13 protein-coding genes, 1 tRNA gene and 1 pseudogene are annotated in these 17,044 nt (G+C 35.2%); 8 read left to right on the forward strand and 7 right to left on the reverse strand.

The features are described 5' to 3' along the window. The first annotated feature begins 60 nt into the window (after window positions 1-60). Complete coding sequence (proB, locus tag OQ292_RS02665) at window positions 61-1,158, forward strand: glutamate 5-kinase (protein WP_284684503.1); 1,098 nt, start codon at window positions 61-63, stop codon at window positions 1,156-1,158. A 1-nt stretch (window position 1,159) separates the two neighbouring features. After that, window positions 1,160-2,410: a glutamate-5-semialdehyde dehydrogenase gene (locus OQ292_RS02670; protein WP_284684504.1), complete on the forward strand. Its 1,251-nt coding sequence runs from the start codon at window positions 1,160-1,162 to the stop codon at window positions 2,408-2,410. A 78-nt stretch (window positions 2,411-2,488) separates the two neighbouring features. Here OQ292_RS02670 and OQ292_RS02675 read toward each other — a convergent pair whose 3' ends face one another. Together OQ292_RS02675 and ctlX are read right to left on the reverse strand one after the other, a co-directional pair. Next, window positions 2,489-5,473 carry a caspase family protein gene (locus tag OQ292_RS02675; RefSeq protein WP_284684505.1) on the reverse strand — a complete coding sequence of 995 codons (2,985 nt, stop codon included), beginning with the start codon at window positions 5,471-5,473 and terminating at the stop codon, window positions 2,489-2,491. A gap of 284 nt (window positions 5,474-5,757) precedes the next feature. After that, window positions 5,758-6,684, reverse strand: a complete 927-nt coding sequence (gene ctlX, locus OQ292_RS02680) for a citrulline utilization hydrolase CtlX (RefSeq protein WP_284684506.1) — start codon at window positions 6,682-6,684, stop codon at window positions 5,758-5,760. 244 nt (window positions 6,685-6,928) lie between these two features. Between ctlX and OQ292_RS02685 the strand changes: the two genes are divergently transcribed. From OQ292_RS02685 to OQ292_RS02695, 3 genes are all read left to right on the forward strand, one after another. Further along, the gene (locus tag OQ292_RS02685; RefSeq protein ID WP_284684507.1) at window positions 6,929-7,648 is read left to right on the forward strand and encodes a hypothetical protein; all 720 of its coding nucleotides are present in this window, start codon (window positions 6,929-6,931) and stop codon (window positions 7,646-7,648) included. Window positions 7,649-7,715: 67 nt separating this feature from the next. Further along, window positions 7,716-7,790: transfer RNA gene (locus OQ292_RS02690), tRNA-Pro, on the forward strand. Window positions 7,791-7,880: 90 nt separating this feature from the next. Beyond that, window positions 7,881-8,756 carry a helix-turn-helix domain-containing protein gene (locus OQ292_RS02695; RefSeq protein ID WP_284684508.1) on the forward strand — a complete coding sequence of 292 codons (876 nt, stop codon included), beginning with the start codon at window positions 7,881-7,883 and terminating at the stop codon, window positions 8,754-8,756. Between the two features lie 137 nt (window positions 8,757-8,893). Here OQ292_RS02695 and OQ292_RS41080 read toward each other — a convergent pair. Both OQ292_RS41080 and OQ292_RS02705 read right to left on the reverse strand, forming a co-directional pair. Next, window positions 8,894-9,747: pseudogene (locus OQ292_RS41080) on the reverse strand (SDR family oxidoreductase). Window positions 9,748-9,960: 213 nt separating this feature from the next. Beyond that, window positions 9,961-10,539 carry a TetR/AcrR family transcriptional regulator gene (locus tag OQ292_RS02705; protein ID WP_284684509.1) on the reverse strand — a complete coding sequence of 193 codons (579 nt, stop codon included), beginning with the start codon at window positions 10,537-10,539 and terminating at the stop codon, window positions 9,961-9,963. 390 nt (window positions 10,540-10,929) lie between these two features. On the opposite strand from OQ292_RS02705, the gene OQ292_RS02710 reads away from it, so the two are divergent. After that, window positions 10,930-11,796 carry an NAD(P)-dependent oxidoreductase gene (locus OQ292_RS02710; protein ID WP_284684510.1) on the forward strand — a complete coding sequence of 289 codons (867 nt, stop codon included), beginning with the start codon at window positions 10,930-10,932 and terminating at the stop codon, window positions 11,794-11,796. 130 nt (window positions 11,797-11,926) lie between these two features. Next, window positions 11,927-12,880, forward strand: coding sequence for a bifunctional helix-turn-helix transcriptional regulator/GNAT family N-acetyltransferase (locus OQ292_RS02715; protein WP_284684511.1), 954 nt, complete (start codon window positions 11,927-11,929; stop codon window positions 12,878-12,880). Between the two features lie 40 nt (window positions 12,881-12,920). On the opposite strand, the gene OQ292_RS02720 is transcribed toward OQ292_RS02715, so the two are convergent. Continuing rightward, on the reverse strand, window positions 12,921-13,898 hold the full coding sequence (locus OQ292_RS02720; RefSeq protein WP_348970601.1) for a Gfo/Idh/MocA family protein: 978 nt from the start codon (window positions 13,896-13,898) through the stop codon (window positions 12,921-12,923). Window positions 13,899-13,991: 93 nt separating this feature from the next. Here OQ292_RS02720 and OQ292_RS02725 point away from each other — a divergent pair, with 93 nt between their 5' ends. Continuing rightward, entirely contained in the window at window positions 13,992-14,471 is a 480-nt protein-coding gene (locus OQ292_RS02725) for an LEA/WHy family protein (RefSeq protein ID WP_284684513.1), read from the forward strand. Window positions 14,472-14,480: 9 nt separating this feature from the next. Here the strand turns inward: OQ292_RS02725 and OQ292_RS02730 are convergent, their stop codons facing one another. Together OQ292_RS02730 and OQ292_RS02735 are read right to left on the reverse strand one after the other, a co-directional pair. Then, the gene (locus OQ292_RS02730) at window positions 14,481-14,921 is read right to left on the reverse strand and encodes a GNAT family N-acetyltransferase (RefSeq protein ID WP_284684514.1); all 441 of its coding nucleotides are present in this window, start codon (window positions 14,919-14,921) and stop codon (window positions 14,481-14,483) included. After that, the gene (locus OQ292_RS02735; RefSeq protein ID WP_284684515.1) at window positions 14,909-16,996 is read right to left on the reverse strand and encodes an ATP-binding protein; all 2,088 of its coding nucleotides are present in this window, start codon (window positions 16,994-16,996) and stop codon (window positions 14,909-14,911) included. Before OQ292_RS02735 ends, OQ292_RS02730 begins: the two co-directional genes overlap by 13 nt. Window positions 16,997-17,044: the final 48 nt, after the last annotated feature.

Below are 17,044 nucleotides of genomic sequence, written 5' to 3' on the forward strand. Positions count from 1 at the left end.
ATAATGTTAACAAAATTTCTCACTTCACCAAATTAAAATAAAAAACTAACTGAAATTTTAATGTCGTCAGATTCAAAATTTTATCAGAAACTTGTTATCAAAATTGGTTCCAATGTACTTACAAACGATAAAGGACTCCCCGATTTACCCACCTTGCAATCTCTGGTAAAACAGATAGCTGCAATTAAAAAAGCTGGCATTCAGGTAATTGTGGTATCATCTGGTGCTGTAGCTGCTGGCAGAAGTGTTTACAAGAGCAAAAACAAACTAGGCCACATTGCACAGAAGCAACTCTTTGCTGCTTTGGGACAAGTGAGATTAATGGAACATTACAGCGATTTTTTTAAAAAGGAAGACTTTTTATGCGCTCAGGTATTGGTTACTAAAGAAGATTTTAGAGACAGAAAGCACTATCTGAATATGAAGAACTGTTTGAGTACTTTGCTTGAAAACCAGATCGTACCAATTGTTAATGAAAACGATGTAATATCTGTTACTGAATTAATGTTCACAGATAACGATGAATTGGCTGGAATGGTCGCCACTATGTTAAATGCAGATGCACTATTCATTCTTAGTAATGTAGATGGTGTTTTTGATGGCGACCCCGCTTTAGAGACTTCGGGTATTATAAATGTTTTTGAAGGAAATAGCAGAGAGTTGAATAACTTTGTAGTAGCTAAAAAGTCTGAATTTGGTAGAGGTGGAATGATTACCAAATGCAGAAATGCACTAAAAGTTGCAGGTTTGGGTATTCCCGTGCATATTGCTAATGGCCGAACTGAAAACATTATTCCATCATTGGCAAACCGAGAAGGTGTAGGTACGCTCTTTCCAGCTACCAAAAATGCTTCTAATATGAAGAAATGGGTAGCTACATCAGATGCCTATAGCAAAGGCAAATTGATTATTAACGATGGTGCAGTAAAAGCCCTTTTTTCGGCCAAAGCTACCAGCTTACTTGCCGTTGGGATTGTAGAAGTAGAAGGAGAGTTTAAAAAAAGTGATATTGTGAGTATCTGCAATGAAACTGGTGAGGAACTCGGCCTAGGCATTAGTAGTTACTCAAATGCATACACTAAAACTATATTAGGACTAAAAAATCAAAAACCAGTCGTACATTACGATTTTCTATATCTATTTGAAATGAATCAATAAAATGGAATATCAAAACTATTTCGAGCGAGTAAAAGAAGGAAGTGTTGTTCTCAGCAGTTTGAACACAGACATCATCCCGCAGGTTTTAAACAAACTAGCAGATGAAGCCGAAAAGCAAACCAATTTAATTCTGGATGCAAATGCAAAAGACCTAGCCAGAATGTCGCCCGAAGACCCCAAGTACGATAGGCTAAAGTTAACCGAAGAGCGCATTAAAAGCATTGCAAATGATATAAGAAAAGTAGCAGCTTTACCTAATCCACTTGGAAAAGTACTTACTAAAAAAGACTTGGAAAACGGACTAGAGCTCGAAAAACGCACTGTGCCTTTGGGTGTAATTGGTATCATTTACGAAGCAAGACCCAATGTTACTTTTGATGTTTTTTCTCTTTGCTTCAAATCTGGCAATGCATGTATATTAAAAGGAGGAACAGATGCTGATGACTCTAACAGAGCCATCGTTAGCATTATTCACTCTGTTCTAAAAAGCTTCGATATTTCTGAAGATGTGGTGCAACTTCTGCCTCCTGAGAGAGCAGCAACTGCCGCACTTTTAGAAGCAGTAGATTTTGTAGATATCATCATTCCGAGAGGTAGCCAAGGTTTGATCAACTTTGTAAGAGACAATGCAAAAGTACCTGTAATTGAAACTGGGGCTGGTATTGTACATACTTATTTCGATGAGTTTGCAGATCTGGCTAAAGGAACTGAAATTGTTTTTAATGCCAAAACAAGAAGAGTAAGTGTTTGTAATGCTTTAGATTGTTTGGTTATCCATGAATCTAGACTTAAAGATTTACCAGAAATAGCTAAGAAACTAGCAACTAAAGATGTAGTAGTTTATGCTGATGAAAAAGCTTATGCTGAACTCAAAGGTAATTATCCTGAAGCGTTGCTTAATGTAGCAAATGACAGCAGCTTTGGTACTGAGTTTCTCTCGATGACTATGGCTATCAAAACTGTGGGTAGTTTAATAGAAGCCATAGATCATATAAGAAAATATAGCTCTAAACACAGTGAGGCCATCATTTCTGAAAATGCGCAGAATATCGAGACATTTCTTAATCGTGTTGATGCTGCTGTGGTTTACGCAAACTCATCAACTGCTTTTACTGATGGTGCACAGTTTGGTTTAGGAGCAGAAATCGGAATCAGTACACAAAAACTACATGCAAGAGGCCCAATGGCTTTAGAAGAACTTTGCAGTTACAAATGGGTTGTAAAAGGAACTGGTCAGGTAAGAGTTCCTTAAATTAACATTCAGAATTGAGAATATTAAAAAAGGTCAGCACTTGCTGACCTTTTAATGTTTATAACCATTTCATAATTATTAATTATCATCCTCTAAAGTAGCAATTGGCATGCTGCTAATTGTACTCGGTTTTTGAGTAGTTGGGTTTTGGCGCTCATATGTCAGCTCTCTTACTCTACTGAAAATATAAGCATCTAACTCTCTTAAAAAGACTGTTTTATCTTTTGGTAAAATATCAGCATATCCTTTTTCTATACCTTCTAACAGTGCCAGTGTAAATGCACCGTGCCCCCACTCTGTATTCTCTAATGAGCTCTCAGAACCAGTTGAAGCAGACATAATCACCACACCATACTCATCAGAAGAAAGATTTCTAAGTGCTTCTGTATTATTTACAAAGCCAACATTAGTCCCCAATTGACCACTATGGCAAGCATCTAAGAACAATAATACTTTTGAAGGTAATACTCCTAACACGTCTCCAAATGTTTTCCAATCAACTCCAGTAGAAACCAAGTTTTCAGCATCACCATCATGTGGCAAAATGTAAAAGTTATTATCCTGATTAAATCCGTGAGATGCGATAAAGATCACCACCACATCTTTTTGAGTTACATTCTCCTGCAACCACATAAACTCATTTAGAATATTCTCTTTTGTTGCTTGCTCATTTACCAGCTCACGAGTAAATACATTGCCATAAAGTTCTTTATGTTTTCCTTTAAATGCCGATACTACACCTACCGCATCGTCATCAGCAAAGTTGAGGTTGTATTGCGAGTTTTGGAAGTTAGAAACCCCAACACTTAACACATATAAATTAGGCTTTACAATATAATCTAATACATCAAAAGTTAACTCATCTTCCGATGCAACTACTGTGTTATCATCTCTATTATCCTTTCCACTATATCTTACTACCCTTTCTTCTGATACAGCTTTAGCATTTTCATTAGCTGCAAAAATTTGTAATCGGCTTTCTATATTTACCAATGGCACATCAAACTCAACCCATTTTTTTGTTGGCGAATCTTTCTCCTCTACCTTAAATCCTCTGCCTTGAGAAACCGGTCTGCCATCTACTAACACCTTTACTTCTGTAATTGGAACTTCTGAAGTAACCTTGGCTTTAATATGAATTTGTTTTTCAGAAACTGTTACAAAATCTGATTCAGGATATAACCACTCTACTTTTGGAGGCAAAATAGTTTGAATAACCTCAACAATTTCTTCTTCTGTTTTTACGATAACAGGCTCTTCTGTAACTTCTTCATAAGTAGTAACTGCATTTATAAATGCGCCACTTTCTACTGTTAAAGTTACTAGCTCAGGTTTAAAGAAATGTTGACTGAAAGCTTTTACAGGATAATACTCAGCGGTATTTGCCGGGCCACGGTTAATTTGCCAACCGATGTATTTCTCACCACCAGCAGACGCGTTATAATAACCTTGCGGTGTCCAGCAAATCCAGTCGTTGTTTCTGGTAACAAATAAAGTAGCTAGATTTTCACCTGTTTCTATATTCCAAAGTTTAATAGTTTGATCGTTACTTGCAGACACCATTCTGCTGCCATCTTCAGAAACCGAAACAGCCCAAACCTCGCCAGTATGACCTTTAAAATCTCTTATTAAAGCTCCCGACTGATTATACATTCTTAGTGAACCTGCACTACCTACCACTACATCTCCTGTAGGTGTATAAGTAAATGTTCTGATAGTTCTACCTGTAGTTTCGTCATTCACTATTTTGGTGCCATTACCCAGCTCAAGCGTTAAAGCATTGGTTTGTCTGAGCCTCATTCCTCTATAAACAGTTCGGGTTCTTACAAAACCTTTTTCATCGGGAGTTTGCAAGCCCATTTCTAATGTAGAGAAATTGAAAGTTTTTTCAAGTGGACCTCTGTTATCTGGGTCTGCATCTGTGTAAGTATTTCCAAAAGCAATTTCAAAATCTTTACCGAAGGCAACTGCCCAAACTGCTTGACCTTCGCCATGCATATTTTGAAATACGGTGCCTTCTTCAGCATCCCACAGATAAATATCATTATTAGTACCACCAGCAGTTGCAACAACTTCATTACCAGACTTTGATCTTACTGGAGCAAAATCTGAAGCTCTAATGGTATTGTCATGACCAGTAAATGTACCTAAAGCTAATCCATAAGGAACTTCGGTAACAATGGCTTTGGTAGTGGTGGCTACCAGTTTATTCATTTCATGTGAGAAGTTGATAGAGAAAATATCATCTTGTCTCTCATTGAGCTCTTCACTTTTGTAGCTCAACTCATTGTAGAAATTACCATTGTTATCCCACAAATAGATTCTGGCATCTAAACCACCAGTAGCAATAAATCTACCATCAGGCGAAAAATCTATACAGTAAATTCCTCCTTCGTGGCCAACTAATTTCTTAGAGGTGCCAGTAGGTTTACCATTTTTATCTACATAGTGTAAAACCAATTTGCCATCTATAGAAACAGAAGCAATTTTTCCTTCTACAGGTGAAAAAGCCAAACTATAAACTGCATTTTCATGATCGGTAAAAGTGGTAGTAATTTCAGGCTTACCATTAAAATTTCCAGAGGATGTTATAGGTGGTATTTTCCAAACTTTTACAGTTTTATCACCACTGGCACTCGCTAATAAGTGCCCGTCACCAGAAAATTTAAGGTCGGTAACCACATTGCTATGCCCATAAAGCAGACCAATTTGCTTACCACTATTCAAGTGAATTAATCTAATTTCGTCTTTTGGAAGATAACCACCTACAGCAATTAGCTGGCCGTCTGGTGAGATGGCTCCTGCAACCAATTTACCATTTGCTCCTTCTCCTATCTCTCCTCTAATGGTTTTGCGAAGCTCTCCATTAGTGCTGTTCCAAACCCTGATTGTTTTATCATCAGAAACTGAAATGAGTGTCTTCCCGTCAGCGGTAAACATCACATCGTTGATCCTTGCAGAATGGCCTTTAGGGTCAATTACCAGCATAGGTTTATCCTGGCTAAATGTGTTGAAAGACATCAGAAGTATTGTCAATGACAAAATCGCCTTCAGTTGTTTCATAAACTATGTAGTAAGTTTTTTCTAAATCAGATATTTATTGAAAAAGTACTATTTGTCTTAAAAATGCAAATTTCAGGACTAATTCCCGAGTTTAAATTTTTAGAATTTTAATAAAGGCAAAATTCTTTTTTCACAATTATAAGACTCTATTTTCTATCATAGAGTCAGTTTTAATACGCAATCTCTTTTAAATGGTTTTTCTCGATGCAATGAAATAAATCTTATTTACAATAAAAAACGCAGTACTGAGACTGCGTAAGATTTATAATTAAAAAACAATGCTTTTATTTAGGCTGAAGAAATATTTCTGCAATCATACACCTTGCTCCACCCCCACTTAATTTTTCTATAGTGCTTAATGGTGCATGCACTATTTTAGAGTATTTCTCTATAATTTCTAATTGCTCTGGAAAAAAGGACAAATAAGCCTTTTCAGACATCGCCAATATACTCTCACCTTTATCATTGCCTAATTCCATTACATTGCCACAAAACTGATACATCTGCGACATACTAATTGTAATGATCTCTTTACCTGCTTCTTCTAAATGATGAAGAATCATCTCTTTTTCTTGTTGAAGTCTAATCGAATCAAGACATACAATAGCATATTTAGAAGAGATAGAAAACATCACATTGGTATGATATATCGGATTGCCATGATCATCAGAAGACTCAAAACGGATTAACTGGTATCCCATCTTTTCGCAGAAATCGTGAAGCACTTCGTCATGCGTTCGCATAGAAAGACAGGCAAAACACTTTTTAGTATCCTTGTCCCAAACCATACTGCCAGTACCTTCTAAAAACTTATCTTCTGATTCGTAATGGCTCAAATCAATTTCACGATTAATTTGATAAGACTCGCCAATTAGATCAATAATACTTCTGCGCCTTTCCCATCTTCTGTTTTCAGAATACATAGGATATAACACCAAAGTACCATCTTCATGAAATGAAATCCAGTTATTTGGAAATATTGCATCTGGCTTGATTGGCACAGGCGAATCGTAAATAACATTAACTGTTACACCATTTTTTCTGAGTTCATCTACAAAACCATGAAACTCATCAAGCGCCATTTGTTTAATGGTATCAGGATCACCTATAGCTTCATTTATCTGGAAGAGATTAGTACCGGCTGTCTGCTCATTGTGACCAAAATTTGCCGGACTTACCATCATAATGTGTGAGGTGTACAATCTATTCATATACGCTGCTTCGGGTTTAGATTTTCCGGCAAACGTATTCAAAATTCGATGAACAAAAAACTTTACAGAAGAAATTAAATGCTTTATCGTTTCTAAAAACAAAGTGCAACTCAAGAATTAAAAAGACAAAAAAAGGCTATTTTTTTAATGACATTGCCATTTAAAAGCTTTACACTTTGCTTTTTTGATAACAATTAATTAAATTTTCTAAGGATTTTACATTTTTTTCATTAAAAAATCATATATGATCAAACTGAGTAACAACTGGCTAACCGAAGGCCTCATCGATTTCGAATACAAGAAATACATCCTGATGGCTTACTTACAAAATGCAAAAAAACAATTTGGTCAAAAGAAAGTCTATCCCGCTCTCAGTGATTTGGTATTCCATTACAAGAACTTGCTTACCATTCAAGAAAATAAAGAATTGATGTATAAAAATTTTCCTGAAAGGATTTCTAAAGCAGATTTTGAAAAGCTTAAAATCACCTACAAGAAAATTATAGAAGATGGTGAAGTAATGAAACAAATTGAAGAAATTGTATTATTCTCTATACCGAAAATCAAAAACCTATTGGGCGACGGTAAAGAGATTTACGAAATGATTGATGAAAAAATAGAAATCTCTCAGATAGGCATATCTCCAATTTACCCAGACGAAGGCTATATGTTTATTAATGAGTTTCAAGATAGAGAAACCAAAATTTACAGATACCAAGTAACCGTTTTTGAAAGTGCCGAAGAAAAATTTAGAGGCATAAACACCAGTTTTGTACAGTCTATTAGAAAAGGTATTGGTGAAACCTATGAAAACATCAAACTTTCATTAATAAGGCAACACACTTATTTACCTAACCCAGCAACTTATCTTATAAATATTAATATAGCTTGTCCATTCACAGAATCGGCTTTCCCTATAGCTAAAAGGGCATTAGTTCGCTTTATACATCAAAATGCAGCTTAATAAAATTAAGGCTATTCGAATATTTTTTTTGTGCAGAACAAAATTCTTATTAGTATTGCAGCCTGTTCGGGGTGTAGCGTAGCCCGGTCATCGCGCCTCGTTTGGGACGAGGAGGTCGCAGGTTCGAATCCTGCCACCCCGACATTTTTTTTAAACTAAAAAAGGCTAATCAAAATGAAAAGCCTCTTTTAGTTTTTATCTATCCTCTCCAAAATCATAAACGCCTCATTTTATGATTGTTATACCTCAAAAACTGTTTAACGATACTCAAGTAAGTATCATTCTTAGAGATGGGAATATTTGTGTTTTACAAAAAGAACTACCTGTATCAGTAAAGCAAAGAGAAGGTTATGTAGCTTCTCATGCCATATCTTTTGTGCAATCTGGTGAGCAAATAATCAATTTTTATAATGGTGAAGAAGTAAGGATAAAAGCTAAGGAGCTAGTGATTATTCCTCGCGGAGTATATTATATATCAGATTTAATCTCATCGGGGGAGCAATTTAAGAGCCTGCTGTTTTATTTTGATGATGATATTATACATCAATTTTTATCTTCTTTAAATCACTCAGAATATCAACGAAAAGCAACTTCGCAACACCTATTAATTAATAACTCTCCTAATTTAAATACCTTCTGTACATCATTAATCAGTATCTATAAAAATAGCAGTTACCAGCAAAGTGCTTTAGCTGCCATAAAGATTTTAGAATTGCTCCACCTTCTACATCAAAATAATAAAGACCTAATTGCATTTCTATTTCAGCTCACTTTACCACAGAAAAGGAATATCAAATCTTTTATGCAGAAGAATTTTGATAAACCCCTAAAAATTGAAGACTATGCTTACCTGACAGGTAGAAGTGAGAGTACCTTTAGAAGAGATTTTAAATCTGCTTTTGAGATTACCCCACAAAAATGGCTGAAAGTAAAAAGAATCGAAAAGGCTCTAAGCATTCTCAAAAACAAAGAAATAAGTGTTACCGAACTCGCTTTTGAAGTAGGCTACGAAAACATTTCTTACTTTATAAAAGAGTTTAAAAAAGAAACTGGAGAAACGCCAAAGCAATATATCCTCTCTAAACACAAGAACCATCTACAGCTTTAATCACCCGACCAAAAAAGGCTTTTCTAACTGAAATCAAATAGTTTGATTAATGGAAGAACACCTCAATTTGGAATTGAGATGTTCTGTATAATTGAGAATTTAATCCCATAACATTTTAAACTTTAACAAGAGTTTTGCTAATTACTGGAATAAACAGGTTTGAGCATACCTATAAGTTCAACTTGAGCAATCTCACTTTCCTTATTGATTTTGTCGATTCCCATATTATGACCAACCGTAGTACGCATTGGGCGTGGCTTTTCCATTTCTATTAATTCAAGTATTTTGTTGGCCACATTTTGAGCATCTGTCGAAGCATCTTGTTGTGCAAACATCCCTTGAAACATGCCTATAAGTTTATCTCTACCTTGGGTTAAATCACCATACTCTGTTAATACTTTCTCATCAGAAGGGGCAGGAGGATTTGAAACCAAATCAGTTCCATGTCCACCAGGCTCTACCAAAATAGCTTCAATTCCAAAAGGTTCTACTTCATAATGAAGCGCTTCTGTATAAGCCTCTAGCGCAAACTTACTGGCACAATAAACTCCGAAGTATGGAATTGCAATTCGACCTGCATTTGAACTAATGTTTATAAACAAGCCCGATTTTCTCTTTCTCATAAATGGAAGAGCAGCCCTCATTGTACGTACAGGACCATACACTTTTGATAATCATCCATTGTATATGCCTCAGTTAGACCAACAGGCATAATTCCAGCATTATTTATAACGATATCAATAGCATTGGTTTGCTCGAGCTTTTCAATGGCTCTATTTACCGAAACTTCGTTGGTAACATCCATCTCTATTACGCTAATTTGTACGTCATTTTGCTCTGCATAATCATTTAAGGCCTGTACAACAGCTTTGTTTCTACCTTTTATGTCTCTTATTGCTGCAAAAACTCGGAATCCTGCTTTTGCCAATGTTTTTGAGGTTAGCAAGCCAATTCCTCTGCTTGCTCCTGTAATTAATACTGTTTTTTTCATCTCTGTTAACTTTATTTATATAATTGGTTTTTGGTTGAATTTCTTAAATCTAAGCTTGGGGCTTTCAGTGGAAAGCGTTCAGCATATCTAATTGTGACAATGCATGTTCTCCTTATTTCCTAGCTTACTGCATTCATTATTTCTTGATCAAAAGCATAAAGTATTTGGTAAATATAAATTAGACCGGTCGTCTATTAATAGGGCAAAAAAATTTTATATGAGTATTTGTACTTTTAAAAATTTAATAAAAGATTTTATTGGTTCTAAGCTTTTGCTAACCTTCATTCTCAAAATTGCTCCTTCCCAACTGTTTACAATAAAGCTGGCTAATTCCTCGGTAGGCATGTTCGTTTTTAATTCACCTTGGTCTTTAGCTTCTTTCAAACACTTAATAAGTGTGTTTTCCATATTCAAAAATTCGCGTTCTAAGACAGTTGAAAAACAAACTTTTTGACCTCCAAGCTCAGTACTGCTATTCCCTAGTAAACAGCCTTCTTTGAACTCTCTTTGCATATATAATTTTTGAACATCATCAAAAAGGGCGAATATGCGTTGTAATGGACTTAAGGTTGCATCTGCAAGAAATGAACTTATATATTGAAGAGTACTCTCAGAATATCTTTCAATCACCTTCACTCCAAAGTCTTCTTTACTCTTAAAATAGTGATAGAAAGAACCCTTTGGTATTTTCGCTTCATTTAAAACCTCCATTATACCAATACCATTATAGCCTTTCTTGGCAATAATATCGACTCCAATATCTAAAATTCTATCCCTCACTTCTGTTTTCATGTGGTAAATATATAAATAAATAGACCAGTCGTATATATTTTTGAGTTATTTTTTTATTTTAATAAAATTAAAACTTAAATCCACTATGATTTACATTTCTTGGAGTGAAGAAATATTTGAAAAGAATCTCACAATATCTACTTCTCTAAAAGGCAGTGAAGAATATGTAACTCCTCATGCTATTCTTTATTTAATCTGGTGAGCAACTCATTAAACTTATAGTTAAGAAAAGGAAACACCAAAGCTAAACATCCTCTATAAACACAAGACCTATCTACAGGTTTAATATTTTGACGGAAAAATGCTATTTCTGACTGAAATCAAATAGTTTGCTTAAATAGCAATCTACACTTTTGCCTAAACGATCATTTAAAAACACATCAAACATTTATGAAAATTTCATTTATTGGACTTGGAATAATGGGAAGCAGAATGGCTGCTAACTTATTAAAAAACAATATCCAACTTACTGTTTACAACCGAACTCAAAAAGCAGCAGAAGAACTCGCTGAATTAGGGGCACAAGTAGCTACAAGTATAGAAGAAGCTGTGAAAGATGCTGATATAGTGTTTAGTATGTTATCGACACCAGAAGTTGTAGAAGAATGTTTTATTAAAGAAGGAGCTGCATTGAGCAAGATGAAACCCTACGCAATCTGGATAGATTGCTCAACTGTAAATCCTTCGTTTAGTGAGTATGCAGGCAAAAAAGCCAATGAAAAAGGCATTAGGTTTATGGATGCACCAGTAGCTGGCTCCAAACCACAAGCCGAAGCTGCTGCTCTAGCATTTTTTGTAGGTGCTGAACCTGCCCTATTGAAAGAGGTAAAATACCTGCTCGAAAAAATGGGCAGTAAAGTGCTCAACATTGGAGAAACTGGTAAAGGCAGTGCTTTTAAAATGCTTGTGAATATGATGCTAGCCCAATCGATGGTGATCTTCTCTGAAAGTGTTTTACTCGGTGAGAAAATGGGAATTTCTAGAGATTTTCTATTAAATGCTATTCCTAACTTGCCTGTTTCTGCCCCATTTACAAAAGCCAAAGCAGAAATGGTAAAAGACAGCAATTACGAAGTTCAGTTTCCTTTGGAGTGGATGCATAAAGATTTACACTTGGCAGAAGTAACCGCCAAAGAATTAGATCAACCTATTTACCTTGCTAGCCTCGCCAAAACTTTATACAAAGAAGCTACAGACAATGGCATGGGAAGGCTCGATTTTTCTGCCATTCACGAGTATCTAAATAAGCATAAGTAGTCTTAAGCTACTTGTGCCTTGCTTTTTCTCGCAAACTTCTCCCACATTTTTAAATTATTTCATCTTGGTTATTGACTAATTCAATTTTAAAGTTCATATTTACGTAACCAGTTACGTAAATAATTTAACAATGGACTTTTTTAATCAAGTTGGTAAAATAGCTATCGGTAGTAGACTCCGAATACTTACTGAAAAAATCACAGAAGATGCTGGCAAAATTTACAATTTATACGGTGTCGATATGCAACCTAAATGGTTTCCAGTTTATTATGCCCTTTCCAATTGTGAAGCAAAATCGGTTACAGTAATTGCTAAAGAAATTGGGCACTCTCACCCATCCGTCTCTAAAATTGTGAGAGAAATGGCTAAGGCTGGTGTTGTACAAGAAAAGAAAGACAAAGATGATGGTAGAAGGAATGTAGTAGAGCTTTCAGCTACTGGAAAAGAGGTCTCAGAAAAAATTCAAGACCAATACACTGACTTGAATAATGCGATTAATGATTTATCTTCTCAGGCACTCAACGACCTTTGGGAGGCAATTGGAGAATGGGAATATTTGCTAGAGCAAAAGAATCTTTACCGTCGTGTGTTGGAACAAAAGAAGCAGAGAGAAAGCGAAAAAATACAAATAGTAGAATACTCACCAAAATATCAAGCAGCATTTAAGCAACTGAATGTTGAATGGATTTCTACTTACTTTCAACTGGAAGACGCTGATTATAAAGCACTTGATAATCCTGAAAATTATATTTTGGATCATGGTGGATACATCTTTGTGGCATTGTATGACGATGTGCCTTTGGGCGTATGTGCACTTATTAAAATGGATGATCCTGAATATGATTATGAGCTTGCCAAAATGGCTGTTTCGCCAAAAGCACAAGGCAAAGGTTTAGGCTGGCTTCTTGGAAATGCAGTATTAAATAAAGCCAAAGAACTTGGAGCTTCCAGCGTATTCCTCGATAGTAATACCATATTAAAACCTGCAATCAATTTGTATCATAAGTTGGGTTTTAAAAAGGTTCCCGGAAGACCCACCCCATATGACCGCTGTAATATACAAATGGCAGTTAATTTAGTTTAAAGAATAAAGGCTGCTCTTGGCAGCCTCTTATTTTTTATAATCATTTTAGAATCATATCCATTACTGCATTGGTTCTTGCTGCACTTGTTCCCGTACTTGGGCATTCTCCCTCCCCTCTTAGTTCATTCACCATCTTTTGGATTAAAGGCTGCTGAATGTGTTCTGGCATCTGAAAATGGAAAACCTCCTCTCTATTATCATTTGTTTTTAATATTACATCACCATTTCCAAAAGTCTCGTATTCAATAGTGCCTTTGTCTCCTATTATAATTGTATAATCTTTTCTGGCAATTTCAGCCGTGCTAAAACACCAAATTCCATTACCAATTACACCATTTTCAAACACCCAGTTGGCACTCACAATATCTTCTGCTTCGTATGCACCAGACTGATTGGCTTTAATACCAGTTGCCGTTTTTATTGGGCCAAGCAAATAATCGAGATAATCTAATTGGTGAGAAGCCAGATCGTTAAAATAACCGCCACCTGCAATGTCTGGATCAACCCTCCAGTTTGACTGATCTTTATTAAGATCAACTTTTTTTAGTGGTTGGTAGAACTGAATATTTACTGTTCTTACCTCGTCAATTGTTCCGCTATCTACTAATTCTTTAATCTTCAAAAAATTAGGCAAAGCTCTTCTGTAATAGGCAACAAACAGTGGTAAATCCGCTTCTTTAAAAGCATCTACCATTTGCTGGCATTCTTCGAAACTATTAGCCATAGGTTTTTCTACATAGGTAATTTTACCTGCTGCCGCTGCTTTTAACGCTAATTCTGTATGTGATGAAGGAGGAGTTGCAATATAAACCGCGTTAATTTCAGGGTCATTTAAAATATCTTCTGCATTACCTGTATAGTTGGGCACATTGTGTCTTTGCGCAAAATCGGCTGCTTTCTCCACATTTCGCCTCATTACAGTTTTAATCTCAGAGTGTTCTACTTTTTGTAAGCCGGGAGCACTTTTTTTCTCACAAACATTTCCAACACCAATTACTCCCCAAATTAGTTTTTCCATTTTTTGCATATATTCACGGTTTATTAGTTTAAAGTCTGATTGTTATTCTTTCTTAAAAAGGAATTTCTCATTCAAATTTGTGTTTAGGTAATCATGGTTAATTCTGTCAAAATATCCCAGCTAAAGTTAATCCTTTTATATCTGCCAGTTATCTTTTTGGTAACATCTTGCAAGATTTATCAGGACCCTGAGTTCAGGTCAATTGAAAATCTGAGCATCCAAAAATTCAGCAAAGATGAAATTATATTAACAGCAGATGCTGTTTTATACAACCCAAACAGAGTTTCAATTACATTAAATGAAATCGACATTAATATAAGTGTTAATGATATTGATGTAAACCATTTTAAGCAAACCAAAAGCTCAAAAATAAATGGCAGAAAGGAATTTAAACTTCCGATTGAGATAAGTTTTCCTACAAAAAAGATTTTTGACAACCTGCTTTCTACACTAGCGATTATCCAGAACAAAAGAGAATTAAAAGTTACTTACGAAGGACAAGTAAGTTTTAAAGCTGCTGGTTTCAATTTTAAAGTACCTGTAGACTACGATGGTACAATAGATTTTAAATAAGTTTGATAACTAAACAGTATAGAAATAAAAGTGATTATCGGTTTTAATAAAACCATTTTTTACATATGCTTCCTGCGCATTTTTATTGATGGATTCTGTCTCCAAAAATACAAAAGCAGATTCGGTTTCTTTACCCAGCTTCACTGCTGCTTGCAAAAGTTGTGAAGCGACACCTTTGCTTCTGTGATTTTCATCTATATACAAATCATTTAGTAGCCAAGCTCTTTTCATCGAAACAGAAGAAAAAACAGGATAAAGCTGCGTAAATCCACAAGCAACATTCTCAGCTTCCATTGCCAGATAAATGATTGATTCGTCTTTTTCAATTCTTTCTTTCACAAACTTTTCAGCAGCTTCTAAATCGCTTTTTTGTCTGTAAAACTGTCTGTAGGCATCAAATAAAGGAGTAATTAAATGAAGATGTGAAAGATTCGCTTTTACGATTTCCATGTTTCTGGTAAATGGTTTTGAATTTTCTCATAAAGGATTTGCTTATCTAGCGGTTTAGAAATGTAATCGTCCATACCTGAAGCAAAACATTTTTCGGATTCCCCTTGCAACACAGCGGCCGTCATGGCAATAATAGCAATCTTACTTTTTTGAGGATTTGCCATCGATCTTATAGTTTTAGTTGCAGTATAACCATCCATTTCTGGCATATGTACATCCATTAAAACCATATCATAATCGAACTGCTTAAGTTTTTCAACCGCAATTAAACCATTCTCTACCATATCCACATCTACATTCCATTGATCGAGGAATGTCTTTACAACAATCTGGTTGGTCTCATTATCTTCGGCAACTAGAATCTTGCAAGTATGTTCGAAAGGAATCAAGTCTTTCTTTTTAGAAAGAATCTCTTTTCTAATTTCCGGGATTTTTTCCTTAGCAATTTTCTTAAATGATAACTCAAAAGAAAAAGTACTGCCCTGCCCTACTTCACTTTCCAAATCCATTTTACCTCCTTGCATTTCAACTAGCGATTTGCAAATACTCAGTCCTAAACCTGTACCTCCATATAATCTGGTTGTATCGCTCTTTTCTTGCGTAAAATTCTGGAAGATTTTATTAAAGTTTTCTTTAGAAATACCAATTCCTGTATCTTTTACATAAAACCTTATCTGGATTTCATGCTCATCTTCTTTTATAATTTTATTACCAATTGCTATAAAACCCATTTGGGTAAATTTGATAGCATTATTGAGCAAATTCATTAAAATTTGGCTGAGCCTTAAATGATCACCCATTACAAACTCAGGTGTATTTTCATCAACATCTATAGTAACAAGCAAGCCTTTTTCATGAAACTTTGGTTTATTGCTTTCAACTACTGTATCAATGATATTTTCAATTTCAATTGGGGCAGAATCAATTTTAAGTTTACCCGATTCGATTTTAGATATATCTAATACATCGTTAATCAGTTCCATTAAAATTGCAGCAGAAGATTTAAGCATTTTAACCCAAGTATGCTGCTGATTACTCAAATCACTATCTTGTAGTGCCTGAGCCATACCAGTAACTCCGTTTAGGGGAGTTCTAAGCTCATGACTCATATTAGCCAAAAAGTCTTCTTTTGCTCTGGCAGATTGTTCTGCACGGTTTTTTGCTTTAATTAATTCCTTCTCTCTAAACTCAATTACTTCGAGCATTTCGTTGATACCTTTTTGTAGCGTACCAATTTCATTTTTGGCGATGTTTTGGAAGCGCTCACCATAATTGCTGTTTTCTGAAATTTTCTTGGTAAATCTCGCCAGCATTAATACAGGTTCAGACACACTCCGCTGCATTACAACTGCAAAAGGGACAATGATTCCAGCAGTTAATAAGAGGATAAAACCGATAATAAACATATACCTGTAATACCTAGCATACGAAGCATCTAATGACTCTCTAAGAAACACAGTAGCCACTCTCGAACCTGACTTATCAAAAATAGGCTCGTAGATATCCATATATCCCTGATCTATGAAAATCTCTCCATAATAAGTTAAATTAGTAAAGAAGCCTTCTTGATGAATTTCTGTATCAGCCTCGTTAGACGGATTATACTCACTTGATTTTAGCACCAACTGCGCATTTGTACTAAAGCGATTTGTAGCGGCATTTTCTGCGAGGGTGCTTATATCGAAATCGAAGTAAGAATCTTTGCCAACTTCTGAAGAATCGGGTACTTCTAGTTCATTTGAAAAATTAAGAGAAAGTCCCTGTTTTTCAAGTAAAGTATCTAGTAAATTTCTATCGTAAAAAGCGAAAACAGTATTATTCTTATCGAATACAGTTCCGTAAATAATAGTTGGTCTGGAGGGAAGCACTTTATATAAATCTTGTTGTGCCGGAACAGAATAGGTTTCTAAAAGGTCTGTAAAATCGCTAAAAACGGTATTGTTTCGACCGATTAGGTTTGCTAGACTCTGTAATTCTTTTCTTTTATCTGTGTGATAATTGTAAAAATCGTAGGTTATAAACAGGAAAAAAGAGAATATGAAGGAAAACAAACTGATAATAATGATAATTATCATTAATTGCTCCTTAATAGGTCGTCTCTGAAATCTATTTAATATCTGATT

Source organism: Chondrinema litorale, from assembly GCF_026250525.1.
Taxonomy (GTDB): Bacteria; Bacteroidota; Bacteroidia; order Cytophagales; family Flammeovirgaceae; genus Chondrinema; species Chondrinema litorale.